Source organism: Clostridium sp. JS66 (assembly GCF_033561535.1).
Taxonomy (GTDB): domain Bacteria; phylum Bacillota; class Clostridia; order Clostridiales; family Clostridiaceae; genus Clostridium_AM; species Clostridium_AM carboxidivorans.
Window position 1 is genome coordinate 1,891,669 of sequence record NZ_CP131467.1, and the last position, 16,536, is coordinate 1,908,204.

General features: G+C 30.7%; 17 protein-coding genes. 14 read left to right on the forward strand and 3 right to left on the reverse strand.

What is annotated here, in order from left to right; translation table 11 throughout:
* The first annotated feature begins 14 nt into the window (after nucleotides 1–14).
* From floA to Q6H37_RS08905, 3 genes are read left to right on the forward strand one after another with little or no spacing between them, the layout of a single operon-like run.
* Complete coding sequence (gene floA / locus Q6H37_RS08895; protein ID WP_007061022.1) at nucleotides 15–1,007, forward strand: flotillin-like protein FloA; 993 nt, start codon at nucleotides 15–17, stop codon at nucleotides 1,005–1,007.
* Nucleotides 1,008–1,013: 6 nt separating this feature from the next.
* Nucleotides 1,014–1,424: a hypothetical protein gene (locus tag Q6H37_RS08900; protein ID WP_318741065.1), complete on the forward strand. Its 411-nt coding sequence runs from the start codon at nucleotides 1,014–1,016 to the stop codon at nucleotides 1,422–1,424.
* Between the two features lie 4 nt (nucleotides 1,425–1,428).
* Nucleotides 1,429–2,172 carry a LytR/AlgR family response regulator transcription factor gene (locus Q6H37_RS08905; protein ID WP_048030085.1) on the forward strand — a complete coding sequence of 248 codons (744 nt, stop codon included), beginning with the start codon at nucleotides 1,429–1,431 and terminating at the stop codon, nucleotides 2,170–2,172.
* Between the two features lie 95 nt (nucleotides 2,173–2,267).
* On the opposite strand, the gene Q6H37_RS08910 is transcribed toward Q6H37_RS08905, so the two are convergent.
* On the reverse strand, nucleotides 2,268–3,665 hold the full coding sequence (locus tag Q6H37_RS08910; RefSeq protein WP_318741071.1) for an amino acid permease: 1,398 nt from the start codon (nucleotides 3,663–3,665) through the stop codon (nucleotides 2,268–2,270).
* Nucleotides 3,666–4,320: 655 nt separating this feature from the next.
* On the opposite strand from Q6H37_RS08910, the gene Q6H37_RS08915 reads away from it, so the two are divergent.
* The 3 genes from Q6H37_RS08915 (at nucleotide 4,321) to Q6H37_RS08925 (ending at nucleotide 6,859) form a co-directional block, all read left to right on the forward strand.
* Nucleotides 4,321–5,313 carry a methionine ABC transporter ATP-binding protein gene (locus tag Q6H37_RS08915; protein WP_318741074.1) on the forward strand — a complete coding sequence of 331 codons (993 nt, stop codon included), beginning with the start codon at nucleotides 4,321–4,323 and terminating at the stop codon, nucleotides 5,311–5,313.
* The gene (locus Q6H37_RS08920) at nucleotides 5,310–5,972 is read left to right on the forward strand and encodes a methionine ABC transporter permease (RefSeq protein ID WP_318741076.1); all 663 of its coding nucleotides are present in this window, start codon (nucleotides 5,310–5,312) and stop codon (nucleotides 5,970–5,972) included. Before Q6H37_RS08915 ends, Q6H37_RS08920 begins: the two co-directional genes overlap by 4 nt.
* Before the next feature lie 62 nt (nucleotides 5,973–6,034).
* Nucleotides 6,035–6,859 carry a MetQ/NlpA family ABC transporter substrate-binding protein gene (locus Q6H37_RS08925; RefSeq protein WP_007063183.1) on the forward strand — a complete coding sequence of 275 codons (825 nt, stop codon included), beginning with the start codon at nucleotides 6,035–6,037 and terminating at the stop codon, nucleotides 6,857–6,859.
* Nucleotides 6,860–6,988: 129 nt separating this feature from the next.
* On the opposite strand, the gene Q6H37_RS08930 is transcribed toward Q6H37_RS08925, so the two are convergent.
* Together Q6H37_RS08930 and Q6H37_RS08935 are read right to left on the reverse strand one after the other, a co-directional pair.
* Complete coding sequence (locus Q6H37_RS08930; RefSeq protein ID WP_318741081.1) at nucleotides 6,989–8,053, reverse strand: uroporphyrinogen decarboxylase family protein; 1,065 nt, start codon at nucleotides 8,051–8,053, stop codon at nucleotides 6,989–6,991.
* A 336-nt stretch (nucleotides 8,054–8,389) separates the two neighbouring features.
* Entirely contained in the window at nucleotides 8,390–9,430 is a 1,041-nt protein-coding gene (locus Q6H37_RS08935; RefSeq protein ID WP_318741083.1) for an NlpC/P60 family protein, read from the reverse strand.
* 428 nt (nucleotides 9,431–9,858) lie between these two features.
* Here Q6H37_RS08935 and Q6H37_RS08940 point away from each other — a divergent pair, with 428 nt between their 5' ends.
* From Q6H37_RS08940 to Q6H37_RS08975, 8 genes are all read left to right on the forward strand, one after another.
* Nucleotides 9,859–10,656: a methyltetrahydrofolate cobalamin methyltransferase gene (locus Q6H37_RS08940; protein ID WP_318741086.1), complete on the forward strand. Its 798-nt coding sequence runs from the start codon at nucleotides 9,859–9,861 to the stop codon at nucleotides 10,654–10,656.
* Between the two features lie 41 nt (nucleotides 10,657–10,697).
* Nucleotides 10,698–11,369, forward strand: coding sequence for a DUF1638 domain-containing protein (locus tag Q6H37_RS08945; protein WP_318741088.1), 672 nt, complete (start codon nucleotides 10,698–10,700; stop codon nucleotides 11,367–11,369).
* Between the two features lie 68 nt (nucleotides 11,370–11,437).
* Complete coding sequence (locus Q6H37_RS08950) at nucleotides 11,438–12,046, forward strand: GTP-binding protein (protein WP_318741091.1); 609 nt, start codon at nucleotides 11,438–11,440, stop codon at nucleotides 12,044–12,046.
* Nucleotides 12,039–12,527 carry a hypothetical protein gene (locus tag Q6H37_RS08955; protein WP_318741094.1) on the forward strand — a complete coding sequence of 163 codons (489 nt, stop codon included), beginning with the start codon at nucleotides 12,039–12,041 and terminating at the stop codon, nucleotides 12,525–12,527. The genes Q6H37_RS08950 and Q6H37_RS08955 overlap by 8 nt, the downstream gene beginning before the upstream one ends.
* Before the next feature lie 33 nt (nucleotides 12,528–12,560).
* A complete protein-coding gene (locus Q6H37_RS08960) occupies nucleotides 12,561–13,115 on the forward strand; it encodes a DUF2284 domain-containing protein (RefSeq protein WP_318741096.1) in 555 nt (184 codons plus the stop codon).
* A gap of 127 nt (nucleotides 13,116–13,242) precedes the next feature.
* Complete coding sequence (locus Q6H37_RS08965; protein ID WP_318741099.1) at nucleotides 13,243–13,869, forward strand: B12-binding domain-containing protein; 627 nt, start codon at nucleotides 13,243–13,245, stop codon at nucleotides 13,867–13,869.
* Nucleotide 13,870: 1 nt separating this feature from the next.
* Nucleotides 13,871–14,983, forward strand: a complete 1,113-nt coding sequence (locus tag Q6H37_RS08970; protein ID WP_318741101.1) for a uroporphyrinogen decarboxylase family protein — start codon at nucleotides 13,871–13,873, stop codon at nucleotides 14,981–14,983.
* Between the two features lie 129 nt (nucleotides 14,984–15,112).
* Nucleotides 15,113–16,489, forward strand: a complete 1,377-nt coding sequence (locus tag Q6H37_RS08975; RefSeq protein WP_318741103.1) for a glycoside-pentoside-hexuronide (GPH):cation symporter — start codon at nucleotides 15,113–15,115, stop codon at nucleotides 16,487–16,489.
* The last annotated feature ends 47 nt before the right edge of the window (nucleotides 16,490–16,536 follow it).

Here is a 16,536-nt window from a genome sequence, read left to right on the forward strand (position 1 = left end):
GAGGAATAAATATTATGAATGGTCCTATCACTGTAGTTGTATTCTTAGGAATACTTATAATTTTTTTAGCATTGTTTTTAAGTTTTGTACCAGTAGGTCTTTGGATTTCAGCATTGGCTGCAAATGTAAAGGTAAGTATTTTCAATTTAGTGGGAATGAGACTTAGAAGGGTTCAACCAAAAAGAATAGTTTTTCCATTAATAAAAGCAACAAAGGCAGGATTGGAAGTTAGTGTAAATCAACTGGAAGCTCACTATTTAGCCGGTGGAAATGTAGATCAAGTAGTGGATGCACTTATTGCAGCTCATAGAGCAGATTTTAAATTACCCTTTGAAAGAGCAGCAGCAATAGATCTTGCAGGTAGAGATGTACTTGAAGCTGTAAAAATGAGTGTTAATCCAAAAGTAATTGAAACACCTAATGTTTCAGGTGTTGCAAAAGATGGAATTGAGCTTTTAGCAAAAGCAAGGGTAACAGTAAGGGCAAACTTAGAAAGATTAATAGGTGGAGCTGGTGAAGCTACAGTAATTGCTAGAGTTGGAGAAGGTATTGTAACTACAGTTGGTACATCTACCTCACATAAAGAAGTTTTGGAAAATCCAGATGCTATATCTAAAACAGTTTTAGCAAAAGGATTGGATGCAGGTACTGCCTTTGAAATACTATCTATAGATATTGCTGATGTAGATGTTGGAAGAAATATAGGAGCACAACTTCAAACCCTTCAAGCAGAAGCAGATAAAAATATTGCCCAAGCAAAGGCAGAAGAAAGAAGAGCTATGGCAGTAGCAAGAGAGCAGGAAATGAGAGCTGCTGTAGTGGAAGCAGAAGCAGAAGTACCAAGAGCTATGGCTCAAGCTTTAAGAGAAGGAAAATTAGGAGTAATGGATTATTATGATATGCAAAATGTAATATCAGATACAAGAATGAGAGAGTCTATATCTAAAGTTGGTGATAAAAAAGATAAAAAGACTTCATATGGCAATCCTAATGATGTTAAGGAGTAAAAAATTATGACTGATTTTGATAATTTGGTGGATATTATTTGTGATTCAGGAAAAGTCTTGAAAGATATTATAAAAGCCTCCAGTGAAAAAGCAAGAAAAGTAACTAATGAAACTAAAGGTAATATTTTTGATAATAATGCTAGGCAGGATAATTATGATTGGTTAAAAGGAAATAATTTGCAAGAGAATAAACAAAAAAATTTAAATTTTTCATATGATACAGAAGATACAGAAAAGGCAGAACTTCAAAGAAATATGGAATATGAAAAAACTAAAGTTCAAGAATTAAAAAAGAAATTAGAACAAGAAAAAACAACAATGAATTTAGAGCTAAAAGAAGAAAATATTATGCAGGCCATAGTATATTCAGAGATATTGGGTAAACCTAGAGCAAAAAGAAGGAGAAGAAGGCGGTGATTTATTGGAGCTTAAAGTTTTCATTGGAGACGATGAAGAAGGCATGAGAATGGTGTTAAAAAAGGCCATTGAAAAAATAGAGGGATTTAAATTAGTAGGAGAGGCAGCTGATGGAGAAGCTGTTCTCTCCTTTGTAGAGGAAAAACATCCTGAAATTATATTTTTAGATGTGGAAATGCCAAAATTGAATGGAGTAGAATGTGCTAAAAGAATAATGGATATAAATCCAAGAACTATAATTATTTTTGTTACAGCACATGATGCATATATGTCTGATGCATTTCAACTTTATGCCTTTGATTATATTGTAAAGCCTTTTAAGTTAGATAGAATTTATCAAACTTTAAATCGAATAAAAACTTTAAATGATGTTCAAAGCGAAGAAAATATGTATAAAATAATCCGCCACGAAAAGGGATTAGATAAAATACTAATAAGGAATAAAGATGGTATAAGTTTCATAGATATGAAGGATATAGTCATTATACAAAGAGAAGATAGAAATACGGTTATATACACAATTGATAATTCCTATATTACTTCTGAAGGTATGAGTGAATTAGAAGAAAGGCTGGATAAAGCAGTGTTTTTTAGAAGTCACAAGTCTTATATTATCAATTTGTCTATGATTAATAAAATATATCCTTATGGAAGATGGACTTATATAGTGAAACTAAAAAATACAGATAAGGATGCTCTTATTACTCATGAAAGATATGAGATGCTTAAAAAGATGTTTAGCTTTTAAATTTTTATAATTTAAAAGCTAAACATTTTTTAGAGGACAATTGAGAGAGGACAGTGAAGGTAAGTTTTCCTTTACTGTCCTCTGAAAAAGTTGAATTATTCAGATTTAGTAATTTTAGTATTGTTATGTTTATTCATACCTTTTCCATAGTAGAAAGCAACTAGTATTATAAGCCAAACTGGTCCTACAATAACTGCTATTAGAGTATCTGGACTTAAGCACATAACTACAAGTACAAATATTAAAAATGCTATACTAATGTAGTTTGCATAAGGATATCCTTTCATAGGAAACTTTAATTTTTTTGCTTCTTCAGAAGTAAGAGATTTTCTAAATTTCATTTGAGCTAGTAATATTATAAACCAAGCAAAAATTCCTGCGAAGGTTGCAATACTAGTAACATAAGCAAATACTTTAGCTGGAACAATATAATTAAGAAAAACACCTATAAGCATGAAAAATGCAGAGATTAAAATTGCATTACTAGGAACTTGTGATTTGCTAAGCTTTCCAAAGGCTTTTGGAGCTGATCCCTGAAGAGAAAGATTGTAAAGCATACGACCGGTGGTGAAAATACCACTATTACAAGAAGATAAGGCTGCAGTTAGTACAACGAAGTTTATAATGCCTGCTGCTGCTGCAATTCCTAATTTGCTAAATGTTAAAACAAACGGACTTCCTAGGGTTCCTATTTTATCCCAAGGATATAGTGACATAATTACAAATAATGCTCCTACATAGAATATTAATATTCTGTAGAAAACCTTATTAATAGCTGATGGTATAGTTTTTTGAGGATTCTTTGCTTCACCGGCTGTAACTCCTATAAGTTCAATTCCTATAAAGGCAAATGTAACCATTTGTAAGGCCATAACTGTACCTTTTATTCCTTTAGGAAAAAATCCTCCATGACTCCACAAGTTTGATATACCAGTAGGTTTTCCGGTATTACCTAATCCAGTAATAATCATAATTATTCCTATAACAATCATAATAACAATAGTAACAACTTTTATAAGTGCAAACCAGAATTCGAATTCTCCAAAGGCTTTAACTGCTGTTAAATTTACTATGGACATTATAACAACAGCACCAAGGGCTGATACCCATTGAGGGATAGTTGGGAACCAGAAATTAACATAAACACCTACTGCGGTAACTTCAGCCATACAAGTAACAATCCACATAAACCAATAGGTCCATCCAGTCAAATATCCAGCAAGAGGGCCAATAAATTCATTGGCATATGCACTAAAGGAACCAGCAACAGGATGCTCAACTGCTATCTCGCCAAGTGCACGCATAATAAAGAATAAAATAGCTCCACCACCAGCATAAGCTAATAGAAGTGAAGGACCGGCTGTTTTAATAGCTGATGCGGATCCAAGGAATAAGCCAACACCAATTGCACCACCAAGAGCCATAAGTTGAATATGTCTCTCTTCTAGACCACGATGAAGTTCTTCGTTCAGGCCAGTATTATCCTTATTCATTTTAATCCCCCTCATAAAATTAATTAATAACTTTTAAAACAGATTATTAATCACTTTATAGCCATATACAAAATTTTTTTTAACACCTCCTTAAGATTTATATATGATTGAAAATTCAGAATTTAATGGATAATTTTATAAGTGCACTATTAAATAATATTCATGAAAAGCTTAAAAAATTCATAAATATTATAATAAAATGTAAAAGAGATATTCAAAAATAACTATATAATTTAATTAAACATTGCAGATGCAAGAAGAAACGATAATGAAACATTAAGTGTGAAATTTTTAAATGCTATTATATAAAAAAATAAGTTTACTGTTAATGTATAAAAAATTATAATAGAATGACGTTGATGCATAATATTTTAATATTTGATTTTGGTAGCTATAAGAGTTAAAATTATCTATGTGAAAATTGTGTCAAAATTTGAAGTAATTAAGCTGTTTTACTGCTATAGGAATCAACATTAAAAAAACTTAAAGCGGCACAGAATGTTTACTGATGCTCATATTGAAAGTAAATGTTTGTTAAACCGTTATTTTTTTGCATCAAATTGTGGACAATCAATTTAAACAGAACTTGTTGATTATTGCGTAGTTTATTTGTTGATATAATTATAAAATTTAATAAATAAGGGGAAGAGATATTTTGATAACTGCAACTGGATTGAAAAAAGTTTATGAAAATAAAAATGTTGTATTAGAAGATATTAATTTTAAAATTGAAAAAGGAGACGTTTATGGTCTTGTTGGTAGGAGTGGAGCAGGAAAGTCAACACTTTTGAGATGTATTAATGGTTTAACAGATTATCAGGATGGAAGCATGAAGGTTAATGATTATGAAGTTAAAGATTTAAATACAAAGCAGATAAAAGAATTTAGAAAAAATATTGGTATGATTTTTCAGCATTTTTCTTTATTAGAGAGAAAGAGTATTTATGATAATATTGCTTTACCTATGAGATGCTGGAAATATTCAAAAAAAGAAATTGACAGCAAGGTTAATGAACTGCTTGAACTGGTGGAACTAAAAGATAAAGCTGGAGCAAGGCCAAGAAACTTGAGTGGTGGTCAGAAGCAAAGGGTTGCAATTGCAAGAGCTTTGACCATGAATCCAAGCATTTTGCTGTGTGATGAAGCAACATCAGCACTTGATCCTAGTACGACAAACTCTATATTAGACCTATTAAGTGATATAAATAAAAAAATTGGAATTACCATAGTATTAGTTACTCATGAAATGTCTGTTATTCAAAGAATTTGTAATAAAGTATCTATTTTAGAAAACGGCAAAATAGCTTCTCAAGGAACTGTTAAGGATATATTTTTAAATCAACCACCAGCTTTAAAACGTTTAATAGGAGTTGAAAATAGTGCATTGCCGGAAAAAGGCAAAAATATACGATTTATGTACAGAATTGAAAAGTTGGAAGGCTCAGAATTAATTGTTAGAATCGTAAATGAATTGAATATCAAATTTTCTATTATAGAAAGTTCTACTCAATCATATAGAAATGATAAAATATCTACTTTTGTTATAAACATAGATGATAGTGATTTTAATTCAGTTACTAATTATTTAGATAAAAATAAAGTAGAATGGATGGAAATTAAAAATGATGGGAATGAGGTGAGAAATTGAGCGATTATACATTAACTGAAATTATTAATATGTTGATTTTACCAGCACTTGGAGAAACCGTAAGAATGGTTTTTATATCTGGTATGCTGGGAACATTTTTAGGTTTTTTAGTGGGAATCATTTTGGTAATCTGTGATGACAATGGGCTTCAGCCTAATAAATTTATTCATAGAGTATTGGATACTGTAGTGAATGTAATTCGTTCTTTTCCATTTGTTATATTGATGATTTCTATTATTCCTTTAACAAGAATTATTACTGGAAGCTCTATAGGGCAGGAAGCAGCTATTGTTCCATTGACAACGGCAATTACACCATTTATTGCCCGTATTTTTCAAAGTAGTTTTAAAGAAGTGGATCCATCACTTATTGAAGCGGCAAAATCCTTTGGTGCCTCAAACAAGCAGATTATTTTCAACGTAATGTTAGTTGAAGCATTACCTTCGATAATTTCAGGTATGAGCTTGGCTATAATAAACTTGTTAGGTGCAACAGCAATGGCAGGAGCAATTGGAGCTGGAGGTTTAGGTGCAGTAGCTTTAACTCACGGCTATCAAAATTTTAATCAGAAAATTATGTATTCAATAGTTGTAGTATTAATTGTATTAGTATGCTTAATTCAATATGGTGGTGATACGCTTTATAAAAAATTGAAATAGCATATTATATTTTTAATTAATCTATTTATCTATACAAATTTTATTTTTGAGGGGGAAAACTTATGAAAAAATTTATGAAGTTAATGTTATGTATGTTGGTGATTACAACATCAATGACAGCATGCGGAAAAAGTAACGCTACAAGTAGTTCATCAGATGAAAAGAAGTCAATCAAAATTGGAATGAGAGCAGATTCTCTAGATTATGGAAATGAAGCAGCTAAAGCACTTAAACAGAAGGGTTATGATGTTAAAGTTGTTACTTTTAATGATAGTATTGGACCAGATACTGCTTTAGGTGAAGGAAGCATTGATGCAAACATATATCAGCATGAACCATACTTACAAAATTACAATAAATCTAATAAGACAAATTTTGTTATGGTTAAGCCTAAACTTTGGGCTCCTGTTTTTGGCATGTACTCTAGTAAGTATAAAGACTATAAGGAACTTCCAGATGGAGCTACTATTGGTCTTTGCAATGATGCTACAAATCAGTCAAGAGGTTTGAATTTATTAAACGAAATTGGATTGATAAAACTTCCTGCTGATAAAAAATCACCATCAATTTATGATGTTAAAGATAATGCTGCTGTTAATCCAAAGAAATTTAAATTCATAGAAGCAGACATGCAAACACTTCCACAATCTTTGAAGGATGTAGATTGTATTTTGCTAGCAGCTACTCATATGGTAAATGCAGGTTTAGATGCATCTAAATATATTGCAAGTCCAAAAGATAATGAAACATATGCAGTTGGAGTTGTTGTGAAAAACGGTAATGAAAATAAAAAATGGGTTAAAGATTTAAATGATGCATATAGAACAGAAGGAATTAAAGAATTATTAAAAAAGAAAGCAAAAGGAACTTTGATACCTCTATTCTAGTTTGTTGCTAAAGTAAAAAGTTATAATATTATAAAAATAAGAAGGTGCTGTCTCACAATAGAATTTTCATGTGGGGCAGCACCTTCTTATTCTTTTATATAGATAATAATCATATTTTAGTTTACAGGATTAATCTAAAATTTTAGGATTAATAGGATATTTACCATAGGTCCTTGCGGCTTGCATAAATAGTTCCACATTTTCCTTTGAGGTTTGCATAGGAATTTTACAGCCTGTACTCAAGATAAATCCTTTTGGGCTATTATATGATTTCTTAATACATTCTTTTACTTCATTAAAAATTTCTTCTTTTCCTCCAAAACATACTGTATCAATCGGTTTAACATTACCCATTATTATTGACCTATTGCCAACTGAGTTTTTTACCTCTTCCATATCAACTACGTTATCAACACTAATTACTTGAGCACCTGTATCTGCTATATCCTCCCATATTCCTTTTGTATTACCACAGATGTGAATAGACGGACCACTTCCCCAGCGTTCAATTATTTTATCAACACACTTTTTTAAATATGGTTTTACAAAAGTTCTAAATTGTTTTGGACTTATGACAGTAAGAGAAGCAACAGGTTCTCCAAAGCTTGGTTTTATACCTATGTCACTGACAGCATCAATGTAGTTAAATATGCTTTCAGTGGAAATTTCCAAAAGTTTATGTACCCACTCAGGATTTTTTATAATATCCCTTAAAAAAACATCAGTGCCTCTTAAAGAAGCTGCAGTGGTGAAAGGGCCGCCAAGACCACTTGAAACTCCAACTTCAGCGCCTATTTTTTCATTAATTATTTTACAAGCTTCTAAAAATAATGGTAATCTGCCATCCTTATGTGGATTTACAGGAATAAGTTTGTCTATATCATCATAATTTTTTAAAAATGGTATGTCTATGTATGGCATATCATTGTCAGGGTAAGCTAAGGTTGTACCCATAGCTTCTGCAATGCCAAATAAATTTGGACCAATCCCAGCACCATCAAAACCAAACGTTTTGTAAGAATTTATTTCTGTATCTACCATCAACTTATAATCAAAACAAAGTTTGCTTATTTTTACACCTATAAATTTTGCGCCTACTTCTCCCATTAATGGACAGCATTGAATTCGATCAAATGGTTTTCCGGAATTTATAGCTGATGCCCTTTCTTTAGGAGTCATTTCATCATATTGCATTTATATACACCTCTTCTTATGAAAATTAAAACTTGCTTATACTTTTAAATTATGTAATTTGTATGATTAACTTACCATTAACATTAATATAAGTAAGTTTTCTTGAACATGTATATTATAAATTAAATTTGAGATTAGTATATTATGTATTTCAAATCTAAATATTTTATGCTTTAACTATAAACTTAAATTATAGATAACAATTGTCCTCCAAAAAAATAAAAGGCAAGTTTATTGAAAGAATTTCAACAACTTGCCCAATTTAAGGTCACAATATAGTATCAACTTTTTTATGTTATTCATTCAACTTTTAGTATAATGCTTAAAGTAAATAATTTACTTACTAAGAACTCTCCTTGCAGTTAAGTAATCACTCCTGTTTAAAGGGGAAATTTTAATAACATCTCCTGTATGTGGTGCATGAATATATGCTCCAAAGCCTATATACATACCTACATGATGAGGATCACTGGCAGTTCCAAAGAAAATTAAATCTCCAGGTTTTAAAGAGCTTCTAGGTACTTCTGTACCATCATTTATTTGGTCATAAGTAGTTCTACCAATGGATACTCCAAAATGTGCACACACATATTGTGTGAAACCAGAGCAATCAAAGCCTGGCTTTGGAGATGTTCCGCCCCATACATATGGAGTTCCTAAAAAACTAGCAGCATAAGCCATAACTGCATCTATGTCAGAAGGAGAAGTTGAGGAAGCTTTACCCTTTATACTGTTAAGATATTTGAAAGCATCCGATAGGGCTGCTTCATCATTAACAGAATATGAATTTTCCGCAGCTTGAGCTTCAATTAAAAGTTTCTGTTCAGATTCTTTAGCACTATTTAATTGAGCTAGCTTTTTTTCATTATCAGTTTTTAATGCATGTAATGTATTATTTTTTGAAACTAAAGCATCCTTTTTAGTACTTACTAAGTCTTTATTCTGCTTGTACTTATTAATGGTATTTTCATTTAGATTTATTAATCTTACAAGTGTATCAGTGTTTGAAAGTAAATCTCCAATATCTTTAGATTGAAGAAGCACATTTAAATAACTATCAAATCCATTTATATACATTGATTTTACTCTTTTGTTAAAAATATCCTTCTGATTATTAAGATTTGATTCAGCATCTTGAAGTTCTTTTTCAGTAGTCTTAATACTTGCTTCAGTAGCAGTTATTTGTTTATTATTATCATCCGTTTGTTTCATTACAGTTTCTATTTCATTATCAAGTTTTTCAATGTTAATCAGTAAATTTTCTACAGTAGAGTTTCCATTATTAGCATTGTTTTGAACTGGTTCAGCATATGCCGTAGTAGTAAGTACTATAGACATTGTTAATGCTAAAATAGATTTTTTAAATAAGGAATTCAAGTTAATCACTCCTAAATTATTGTGAATTATTCTAATTGTAAGTTTACATGACTATACACAATATTATAGCATTTTGTCCAAATATAGAATATTAATATATTGTAAATAAAGTTGTTAGGTGAATAAAACAATAAATTAGTAGTAAATATATCTCTGTTTAGTTTCTAATAGCATTAATAATATATAATTCTATTGGATCTTTTCTTTATGTATAAAAAATTACAACACATGATGTATAAATTAGTGCCGTGAATTTAAGCATTATGTAGCATGAATTTTCAGAATATATGTGATATTATTTTAATGTAAGAACAGTTTATAATTATTGAATTTTTTTCCAATATTTATAGGTTTTAAATTAAAATTGGTAAAATTTGATTTAAAAATTATCGAATTATCCTATCAAGACAAAAAGGAGGAAATAGTAAATGCTAATTATTGGAGAATTAATAAATACAAGTAGAAAGCTGATAAGAGAAGCTGTTGAAAAAAAAGATGGGGAGTACATAAAACAAATTGCAAAGGCACAAGAAGAAGCAGGAGCAACATACATTGATGTAAACTGTGGTACATGTATAGAAACTGAAGTTGAGACTATGGAATGGTTAGTAGACAATATACTTCAAGTTACTAGTTTACCACTATGTATAGATAGTCCTAATCCATTAGCTTTACAAGCAGGATTAAAAAAGGCTGCTAATGGTAAATCAATGATCAATTCTATAACTTTTGAAACTCCAAGATGGAATGCAGTATTACCTTTAGTAAAGAAGTTTAATACAAAAATTATAGCCTTATGTATTGATGATGGTGGAATGCCAAAGACAAATGAAGATAGAATTAGAATTGCAGATTCTATAATTACAAAATTAACTGGAGAAGGAATTAATATTGATGATATATATATAGATCCACTTATAAAACCAGTAAGTGCAGGGCAAAAAAATGGAATAGAAGTATTACAAGCAATACAGAATATTATGGAAGGTCATCCAGGGGTACACACTACTTGTGGATTAAGTAATATATCTTACAGCTTGCCTGCAAGAAAAGTATTAAATAGATTATTTATGGTACAAACTATGGCTCGAGGAATGGATTCTTATATAATGGATCCTACAAATAAAGAAATGAGAAGTGCCCTAATTGCATCACAAACATTGTTAGGACAGGATAGATTCTCAAGAAAGTTTATAAAAGCCTTCCGTGAAGGATTATATGATTAGAGGTTATTTTAATAATAAAGTAGCAAAGGTGGAGAAATGATGTGAACACTGTTATTGTAGCATGTAGAACTATTACAGATGAATTAAATATGGCTATAAAGGAAACAAGCTGCAAATATCCTGTATTGTGGATAGAATCAGGTCTGCATACAAACACTGAATCTTTAAGAAAACGTATCCAAGAAGAACTTGACCACATATCAAATGTTGAGCAGGTACTTTTAGCCTTTGGATATTGTGGGAATGCATTAATTGGTTTGAAATCATCAGATTACAGAATGATTTTTCCAAAGGTAGATGATTGTGTTGCTTTGTTGCTAGGTTCCTGTGAAAGAAGAAAGGAAATTTCAGAGGAAGAGGGTACTTATTTTCTCACTAAGGGTTGGTTAGATTTTGAAAGCAATATATGGGCTGAATATAAAGAAACTGTAAGACGACACGGAAAAGATAGAGCAGATAGGGTGTATAAAATAATTTTAAAGAATTATAAAAGGTTAGGGGTTATTAATACTAATGCTTTTCCACTTAAAACATTTCTAAAAAAAACCGACCAAGTTGCCAAGGATTTGAAGTTAAGACGAGAAATAATTCCTGGAACTTTAAGATATATTAAGAAGCTTTTAAATGGTCCTTGGGATGATGAATTTGTAGTGATAAATCCAAATGAAACTATTACATTAGAACATGTTTATGGTAATGCTGAAATAGGGTAGCATTGCAAGGATGTTTGTGATAGTTTTAACCTGAATTCTAAATAAAGGAAGGGGGAGTACGAGGTTAGATGAATTTAATTATTTTTAGTGGATTTCTTGGATCAGGAAAAACGAGCTTAATACTTTCTTTGGCACATTTCATTGTTGAAAGTCAAACGTCAAAGAAGCCTAATTTAGTAATTATTGAAAATGAAGTTGGAGATATAGGCATTGATGATAAAGTACTTAAATCTGGTGGGTTTAGTGTAAGAGAATTATTTGCAGGATGCATTTGCTGCCAGCTTACATCAGATTTAATAATTACTTTAAATGATATAAAAGAAAAAATTGACCCTAAGTGGGTAATCATTGAAACTACTGGACTGGCTTATCCAGGTAAAATATTAGGAAACTTAAATAAGTATGGAAAAGGGATAGATAGCATAAAAACTGTAACTGTAGTTGATGCAGAACGTTTTTATGAATTAAGGACTGTAGCTCCAATACTTATAGAAAATCAGATAGCTGAAGGGGATTCAGTACTTATAAATAAAGTTGATTTAACTTTGGATTCAGAACTAGAGATTATAGAGAAAGATGTAAAACACCTTAATGAAAAGGCTAACATATATAGGGTATCTGCAAGTAAAAATGTAGATGACTGTATGTGGAAAAAGGTGGTGGATATCAGTGAATGATATTCGTAAACTGCAGAAGCCTTTAGGCAAAGTTCAGAAACATCAGTATTATCACAGCCATGAAGGTGAATGTGGATGTAATCATGAACATTCAAAAGAAGAATTATATGGTGAGCTTAAGGAAGTTCCAGCTGTTTTTTCAAATACAATTTCACTTGAACTCAATAAAGAAGTATCAGTAAATGAGATGGAAAATTCTTTGGAAGCTTGGATAGAAAGCCTTAAAAAGTGGGTGTTAGAAAATAAATATTTCATAGGACACATTAAAGCTTTTGTTGAAGGTGAAGAAAATTTCAACGTCTGGATTGCAACTACTGGTAAAAATACAAATATAAAAACTTCAAAAAATCATGAAGATAAAAAAGTTAAAAGTATAACTGTAAACATAACAGCAATTGTATTTGGAACTGATGAGAAAACTTTAAAATTCATAACATTGAAAAAATTAGAGGAATTATTACATGTTAAGATACATTGTTAAAATTGGAAAATATGTGTTTTGAGGAGTAGATATATGAAAATTAATTTTGATGATTTAATTAAAGATGCATTGGAATTAAAAGCTACTTACGCAGCAATGGCAGATACTTCAAAAATCAAGTTTCATGAAGATTATAGAAAAGCTTGTGAAAGAAATGTATGCCGCAAGTATGATACAAATTGGATGGGACCACCAGCTGTAGGACCTATTAATGAATTAATGGATAAAGTTAAAAATTACAAACAAGGTATTTTAATACAAACTGCACATAAACTATCAAGTTCTTTTGATTATAAAGGCATGATAGCAGCAGGTAAAGAGCATAATGAAATATTCGGAAAAATACTTGATCATGTAAAGGATAAATACAAATTTGAGGATATTTTAGCACTAAAAGCAGGTTGTTGTGATATATGTGAGAGATGTACTTATCTTGATGGAGAAAAGTGCAGGTTTCCTGATAAAGCACTTTCTTCAGTGGAAGCTTATGGTATTGATGTTATGGCTTTAGAAAAAAGTGCAGGTATACCTTATTATAATGGTCCAAATACTGTTTCTTATGTAGGTTTAATACTTTTTAATGAATGAATATTAAACTATTTAGATTAACAATAAAAAATATTGAAGATATATACTTCAAATTTCTAAATAGTAAAATGGATCGAATTAACATTATATATAATTAAAAAAATATTTTATAGGGGGAGGAAATATTATGAGTAAAAAATTAGTTGAAGCAATGGCTGATCTTGATGAAGATGTGGTTTTAGAAGAGGTAAAAGCTTTAAAGGCTCAAGGAACACCTGCTCTAGATATTATAGCTAGTTTACAAGAAGGTATGGAAATTGTAGGAAATAGATTTGAGAAAAAGGAATATTTCTTATCAGAATTAATTATGTCTGCAGAGGTTTTCAATGAAGCTTCAGAGATAATTGGAGGCATGGGTGAAACAGGTAAATCAAAAAATGGAATATTTGTTATAGGAACAATATATGACGATATTCATGATATTGGAAAGAATATTGTAACTACTGTAATGAGAAGTAATGGATTTGAAGTTATTGACTTAGGTGTTGATATTCCTACAGATAAATTTATTGAAGCAGTTAAACAGTATAAACCTAAAGTAGTTGGAATTTCTTGTCTTCTTACAACATGTTTTGATAACGTTAAAGAATGTATAAAGGCAATAGGAGATGCAGGACTTAGAGAAAGTACAAAAGTTTTAGTAGGAGGAGGCCCTGTTGACGATGCTGCAGGTGAATATATGGGTGCAGATATAGTATGTAAAAATGCTCAGCAGACTGTAGAATATTGTAAAAAATTTGTGGAGGTGAAATAAATTGAAAACAACACAAGAATTATACAATGAACGTTTGGAGAGATTTAGAAAGACATTGGCATTGGAGAAAACTGACAGAACACCTGTTATACTTATGAATGATTCATTTGCTGCTAAACATATGGGACTAAAATTAGCAGATCTTTGTGGAAAAGACAGCGTTAAAAAATCAAATGAAGTTATAATAAACTCTATGAAAGATTTAGGAGATGTTGATGGAGTTAATTCAGCTTATTGTGTAGGACCTGTATTTCCATTAATATTTATGGCGAAAGTTAAGCTTCCGGGACGTGAACTTGCAGATGATATGCTTTGGCAGATTGATGAAGCAGAAATGATGAAGCCGGAAGATTATGACACAATTATAAATAAAGGCTGGAATAGCTTTATGCCTGGTTACTTAAAAGATAGATTGGGAGTTAATATTGATGAAATTGCGGCAGATTTAGCTTATTCTCCACAAGCACAGCAGAATGTTAGAGATGCTGGATTTGTATTATATAGCCCTGCTGTAGCTATAACTGTAAATGAATACTTAAGTGGCGGACGTTCTATGACAAAATTCATGAGAGATTTATTTAGAATGCCAGATAAGGTTGAGGAAGTTTTAGATGTTATTCAAGAAGGTATGATTCAAGGTATAAAAAAGCAAATAAAAGAATCTAAACCAGATGTTTTCTTCCTTTCTCCAGCACGTGGAGCTAGTGAATTTTATTCTCCTAGGTTATGGGAGCGTTTTGTATGGAAATATATTAAGGGAGCAGCAGATGCCATTATAGAAGAGGGCGTAGTGTGTGACATTCATATTGATGGAAACTGGGAACGTGATTTGCACTACTTTAAGGATTTTCCAAAAGGAAAGATTGTATTTGAAACAGATGGTATGACAGATATTTACAAGATAAAACAAGAGCTTGGAGGTCATGTATGTATCAAAGGAGATGTACCTGCTGCAAAGCTTGTTCTTAGCACTCCTGATGAAATATATGATTATAGTACAAAGCTTATTAAAGATATGGGACAAGGATTTATTTTATCTAGTGGATGTTCAATACCTCCAAATGCAAAGGTTGAAAATGTAAAGGCTATGATTTCAGCAGCTACAGGAAGATAAAAACAAAATAGATTACTTTTATATTAGGGCTTGTTATATTAGTGATTTTGTATCACTAATACCAGCCCTTTTTATTTGTTATGATATTTTTTTATAAAACCAACTAAATATTTATGGGAGGAAAATGTTATGGAACAAAAATTAAAAAAATCTATTATTAATTTTTATGGAGTACCATCCTTTGGATTTCAGCTGCTTGTAAATGTAGAAGTATATTATTTTGCTGCATTTTTAACTGACTATGCAAAAATATCCGCAGCTTTAGCAGGTACTGTACTTATGATTACAAGTATATTTGACCTTGTATGGGTTCCTACTGCAGGAGTTATATTAGAAAAATTCAATATGAAATGGGGTAAATATCGTTCATGGCTATTAATAGGACCTCCTTTTGCAGTACTATTTTATATTTTAGAATTTTCTAAGATAGGTTCTTCAACAATGAACGCAATTATAATTTCAATGGGATTTATAGTGAGCCATTTAATTTGGAATATTTTTTACGCAGCACATGTAGCAATGAACTCTTCTATGACAGAAGTAAGAGAAGAAAGAATTGCTATGGCATCAAACAGAGGTATGTTTAACTCATTAGGTACTATTTGTTTTTCTTTAGTAAGTATGCCTTTAATATTGATGATAGGTAAAGCTATTGGTAATCCTGCAGGTGGATATACTTTTACTGTTATACTTGGAGGCATTATTATGATTGCTTGCTACTATATATTGTTTTTTATGACTAAAGACTATGGAAATGCTGGAGAGTCCACTCAAACAGGTAAGGTAGAAGAAAAAATGTCTGTAGGTGAGATGTTAAAACAAATAGTAGTAAATCCACCTCTTATAGGATTGTTATTAGGTGAACTTGGAAGATATTTAGGAAGGTTTGTTATTTTTGGAATGGCATTTTATTATTTTAAATATGTTGTAAATAATTTGGCAGTAGTCACTATATTTTTTACAGGGCTAAGTATAGTATGTCTTTTTGGTGCTGTTATTACAAATCCACTAGCTAAAAAAATTGGAGAAAGAAATACTTATATTTTGTCTCTTGCAATATTTATAGTTGGATTGCTCATTGTATGGGCTTTGCCAATGAATTATATGTCATTTATAGTATTGATGTTTGTAGCATATCTAGGATATGGAATTCCTGATGCATTAGGTGTTGCTATGTATTCATCTACGGTTGAATATGGAGAATGGAAAACTGGAAAGAATGCAAGAGGGTTTATTATGTCATTGATAAGTTTTCCAATTAAAATTGCAATATTTTTAAGAAGTATTATTATAACTTCTGTCCTTGTAGGTGCAGGATATGTTGCAAATATGAAGCCTACAGCACAATTAATAAGTGGTATAAAAAACGGAATGGCATTAATTCCAGCAATTATAATGATAGTAGGATTGATTTTTATTGTATTACTTTATAAAATTACACCTAATAATCTTGAAAAGATGCAAAAAGAAATTGCAGTAAGAAAATCAGAAGATGTAAATTTTTAATTTTGTTTACAAAAAAAATTAATTATGTGTTGACATGATGAAATTTA

Bases quoted from the DNA above. Each gene is read 5' to 3' on its own strand.
- floA (WP_007061022.1), top strand. From the start codon at position 15: ATGAATGGTCCTATCACTGTAGTTGTATTCTTAGGAATACTTATAATT.
- Q6H37_RS08910 (WP_318741071.1), bottom strand. From the start codon at position 3,665: ATGAATAAGGATAATACTGGCCTGAACGAAGAACTTCATCGTGGTCTA.
- Q6H37_RS08965 (WP_318741099.1), top strand. From the start codon at position 13,243: ATGAGTAAAAAATTAGTTGAAGCAATGGCTGATCTTGATGAAGATGTG.
- Q6H37_RS08950 (WP_318741091.1), top strand. From the start codon at position 11,438: ATGAATTTAATTATTTTTAGTGGATTTCTTGGATCAGGAAAAACGAGC.
- Q6H37_RS08930 (WP_318741081.1), bottom strand. From the start codon at position 8,053: ATGCAATATGATGAAATGACTCCTAAAGAAAGGGCATCAGCTATAAAT.
- Q6H37_RS08975 (WP_318741103.1), top strand. From the start codon at position 15,113: ATGGAACAAAAATTAAAAAAATCTATTATTAATTTTTATGGAGTACCA.
- Q6H37_RS08900 (WP_318741065.1), top strand. From the start codon at position 1,014: ATGACTGATTTTGATAATTTGGTGGATATTATTTGTGATTCAGGAAAA.
- Q6H37_RS08960 (WP_318741096.1), top strand. From the start codon at position 12,561: ATGAAAATTAATTTTGATGATTTAATTAAAGATGCATTGGAATTAAAA.
- Q6H37_RS08940 (WP_318741086.1), top strand. From the start codon at position 9,859: ATGCTAATTATTGGAGAATTAATAAATACAAGTAGAAAGCTGATAAGA.
- Q6H37_RS08925 (WP_007063183.1), top strand. From the start codon at position 6,035: ATGAAAAAATTTATGAAGTTAATGTTATGTATGTTGGTGATTACAACA.